Raw genomic sequence first — 3,968 nt, 5'->3', positions numbered from 1 at the left:
CTCCGTGATGGCGAACTCCTTGCTGCAGACTGCATCAATCGTCCCCGTGATTTCATGCTCAGCAAACAGGTCATCACACAGCAGCGTCCTTTCGTCCGGACCGATTTCGCCCATACGGGTTCTCCCGATTCCTTGCGCAATGGGTAAGCCAGTCCCGAGCGAGACTCGCACGGTCAACGGCGGAGCCTCGACGAACGGCGCTGACATCCCACTGGCGCAGCAAGAGAGCCCGGTTCGTGCCCGCCTGCCGTTCAGAAAGGAACTCTGATGACTCGCCAGACGCTCATCGAGAACTATCCACATCGGGTCGGGGGGCACTGCGGCTCAGCCGCGATGCGAGACCTCCTGCACTGGCAAGGCCTCGGCTGGGAAGAACCGCCCGATGAAGGTCTCGTCTTCACCCTCGGGGGGTCACTTGGCCTGTCCTACTTGCGCTCGAGCGACCTCTTCCCGCCGCTTTATCTGGTAGGGAGAGACTCCGATTTCGAAGTAAATCTCCCCCATCTACTGGGCGCACAGGTCCAAGTGCTCACGACCGACGATCCCCGAGAAGGATGGTCGTGGATTAGCCAGGAGGTCGATGCCGGAAGGCCAGCCCTGATATGGGGCGACATCGCGGAGTTGCCCTACCTGCGGGTTCGGCTCCAAATGAGTCGCCACGATATCGTGGTAATTGGTTACGACGAGGCGGAGAGGATCGCCTTCGTTGTTGACAACGACCGTGCCGAGGTCCAAAAGGTTCCGTTCGACGCTCTCGCTCGAGCACGGTCGTCGATGTCATTCCCACAACCGACACGTCACACCACGTACCGCATCGCCTGGCCGCATGAGTTACCAGACCTTGCGCAGGTTGCCGCAGCGGCTTTCCGTCAATCGGCAGCGAACATGCGCCACCCAACTCCGCCAGGAGTCGTTGATCTCACGACCGCGGTGAGCGGTTCCGAAGGCTTAGCAGCGGTCGCCCAGCTCGCCGCTGATGTCCGGACTTGGTCCCATCTACCGGCTGACGAACTCGAGATCCTCTTATTCAGCTTGAGCGCTTTCATCGAGAAGGCCGGCACCGGTGGCGGCCTGTTCCGAAAGCTGCTCGCTGACGGCTGCGCGGACGTGGCACGTTTGACCGGTGACCTCGCGACCGAAGATCTCGCCGTAGCCGCCAGACACTGTGCACAGACATGGACGGAGGCCGGCCGAGCCGGGATCGAGCACGAGGTCGATGTGCGTACTCGGCTGGAACGTGTGGCTTCGGCGGTTAGCCTCCTGCCCACGCTCGAGCTTCAACTGGCTGAAGCTCTGGAGTCAGCTTCGCGATCGCTTGCAGCAGCCTGACTAATCGGGAAGTCAAAACTGGACGGTAGAAGTTCCGGCCGCACTCAGACTGCAGCGGATGGCTCGCCGCCGCTCGCACCGAAACGACCGGGCTCTAGGGTTGCCTCGCCACCTCCCCGGCGACCTCGGCGATCGAGCGGTCACACCCATCCGACAAGAAGAAGCCCCGATTTAGCGAGATCCGCCGGCGCCAGGGCGGTTCAGGTCGTGGATGGACTCGGCCGGGATGGGTTCGCCTCCCTGCTTGCGGGCAGCAAGAAAATCATCAACGAGTTGCACGCATCCGTCGTGGTCGACGGTGCAGAGCCCAGTAAGGCGAGCGAACACGACGGGACCCAGGAGTTGAACGATCGCGAAGGTGGTGTCGACGTTGCCGAGCTGTGCTCGAACGTCAGGATGTGTGAGGATGCGGCCAAAGGGCTGCCGGTATTCCTCGATGACTCGACTACGCAGTGAGGTGATCGCGGCCGAATCGGCAGGATCGCCGCCGACTGATCCGATTGACAGCCAAGCCAGAGTCGTAATGTTCAGCGGCGCCTGGTCAATCAGGTCGGCTTGGGCCGTGAGAAGCGCGATGAGTTGGTCGCGTACCGACCCACTGGTGGCAGAGACTTCGACGCGAGGCAACAGCCGCTCGAAGGTCGCCGCAAGCAACTGGGCGGTCCCGCCGAAATGCCGATAGAGCGTGGCCCGCGCCACCTTTGACATTCGAGTGACCGCCTCGACGGTAACCGCCTCTACACCGCCAGTGCTCAGGAGATGCGTGGCAGCGTCGAGCAATCGTTTTCGTGAGCGCAGCAGTCGCGGATCGAGCTGATCGTCGTCCGTAGCGGGCCGGTCAGCACTCCAGTCGTTCACGCTCTCCCCCTTCGGCCGACGGTCACTTCTCGTCCAAGCTAACCTGTCCAGCCAGCCGGATACTGTGATACTACTTGTCTCAGACCAAGACCGACCATCTCACAGCAAGGGGCCGGCGATGCACTCACCCCAACAGACCATCACCGAGTCATCCCGGTGGACCCGAGCCGAATGGTGGATGCTCACGGTGTCGTGCCTAGCCGTGGCGTTGGTGGTCGCGGCCATGGCCGCGCTGTATTCGGCATTACCGGAGATTGCGGTAGAGACTGGAGCGACGCAAGCCCAGCTGACCTGGATCGTCGACGGCTACACGCTGGTACTGGCGTGCCTGGTCCTGCCCGCTGGAGCGATCGGTGACCGCTATGGCAGACGCGCAGTTCTCGTAATAGGCCTGGCGATATTCACCATGGCATCCGCACTTCCCCTGCTGCTGTCTGACCCGGCCTGGTTGATCGCTGCGCGAGCGGTTGCCGGGGCGGGCGCTGCACTGGTAATGCCCTCGACGCTATCGATTCTGACTGCTGGTTTCGCCGCCGTTCATCGCGGCCGAGCAGTAGGTGTGTGGGCTGGAGTCGCCGGCTCCGGAGCAGTGTTAGGCATCCTCGGCGCCGGGGTGTTGCTTGAGCGCTGGTCGTGGGTGTCGGTATTTGTTGGACTGACCGCAGCGGGAGCCCTACTGGCCGCGCTGGCATGCACGATCGCTGAGTCCAGCCAGCATGATCACCCTCCCGTGGACTGGGTGGGCGCGGCGGCAGCTGCAGTCGCGGTTGCGGGAATCGTATTCGCCACGATCGAGTTTCCAGCGCGGGGTTGGGCCGACCCGATCGTTCTCGCCAGCGCCGGGGCCGGCACGTTGGCGACAGCCTTTTTTATCCTGATTGAGCTGAGATCCTCGGCCCCCTTGTTGGATGTTCGGTTGTTCGCCAAGCGCGGCTTCAGCGCCGGCTCGTTGTCGGTGGCCATCCAATTCTTGGTCACTTTCGGGGTATTCCTACTCCTGGTGCAGTACCTGCAACTGATCCTGGGATACGGACCGCTGGCCTCGGCGTTGGGATTGGTGCCGATGACGGTCCCCCTGATCGTGATCTCGGTGATCGCCCCCCGACTGTCACAGCGATTTGGACTACGAGTGATGACCGTCGCCGGTCTGGTGACCATCGCAGTTGGCCTGATGCTGGTCAGCCGGATGACCGTCGACGCACGTTACCTCGACCTGCTATGGCCGCTGTTGATCATGAGCGCAGGGCTCGGACTATGCACAGCCCCAGCGACCTACGCGATCATCGCCGAAACTCCGGAGAGCAAACACGGGGTCGCCGCCGCAGTCAACGATGCGGCCCGCGAGATCGGCGCTGCGATGGGGATCGCAGTGGCCGGCAGTGTGCTGGCCGCCGGATACACCCGCCACATCCAACCCGCCCTGCCTCAGTTACCCGAACCTGCCCGCGGTCCGGTCTCCGACTCCCTGGCCGCCGCCCTAGAGATCGCCGCACAAGCCGGACCAATGGCGCAACCATTGGTCGACTACGCCAAAGAGGCATTTGTCAACGGCAGCAGTCAGGCCACACTTACGTTGGCAATCCTCACCGCCGCAGCCGCAGTCTTGCTAGCGATCCTTGCCCCGGGCACTGCTCCGCGTGACCACAAGACCACGGCCAGTTCCACAGCACCGGCACACCGGGACAGCGTCGGATAGGTGGCCCGTCCGGCTTCCGGCTGCACTGACTCGTGCCTGGAGAAACTGGCCCTTCACTATGAAGTTGTGAGGCCGTAGGCCTGAC

Annotated in this window: 4 protein-coding genes; 3 read left to right on the top strand and 1 reads right to left on the bottom strand. The window is 63.0% G+C overall.

All coding sequences use genetic code 11. The features are described 5' to 3' along the window. Positions 1–147 (top strand): oxidoreductase C-terminal domain-containing protein (locus G6030_RS03855; RefSeq protein ID WP_277817422.1); only part of this gene is annotated, 147 nt, incomplete at its 5' end. Between the two features lie 120 nt (positions 148–267). Continuing rightward, positions 268–1,329: a BtrH N-terminal domain-containing protein gene (locus tag G6030_RS03850; protein ID WP_063972865.1), complete on the top strand. Its 1,062-nt coding sequence runs from the start codon at positions 268–270 to the stop codon at positions 1,327–1,329. A gap of 171 nt (positions 1,330–1,500) precedes the next feature. Here G6030_RS03850 and G6030_RS03845 read toward each other — a convergent pair whose 3' ends face one another. Continuing rightward, a complete protein-coding gene (locus G6030_RS03845; RefSeq protein ID WP_182642262.1) occupies positions 1,501–2,187 on the bottom strand; it encodes a TetR family transcriptional regulator in 687 nt (228 codons plus the stop codon). 118 nt (positions 2,188–2,305) lie between these two features. Between G6030_RS03845 and G6030_RS03840 the strand changes: the two genes are divergently transcribed. Continuing rightward, on the top strand, positions 2,306–3,883 hold the full coding sequence (locus tag G6030_RS03840; protein WP_182642261.1) for an MFS transporter: 1,578 nt from the start codon (positions 2,306–2,308) through the stop codon (positions 3,881–3,883). Positions 3,884–3,968: the final 85 nt, after the last annotated feature.

The sequence above is a fragment of the Dietzia sp. E1 genome (assembly GCF_014145015.1).
Taxonomy (GTDB): domain Bacteria; phylum Actinomycetota; class Actinomycetes; order Mycobacteriales; family Mycobacteriaceae; genus Dietzia; species Dietzia cinnamea_A.
The sequence above is the reverse complement of the archived record's forward strand: the minus strand, read 5'-3'. Positions and strand labels throughout refer to the sequence as shown.

Bases quoted from the DNA above. Each gene is read 5' to 3' on its own strand.
- G6030_RS03850 (WP_063972865.1), top strand. From the start codon at position 268: ATGACTCGCCAGACGCTCATCGAGAACTATCCACATCGGGTCGGGGGG.
- G6030_RS03840 (WP_182642261.1), top strand. From the start codon at position 2,306: ATGCACTCACCCCAACAGACCATCACCGAGTCATCCCGGTGGACCCGA.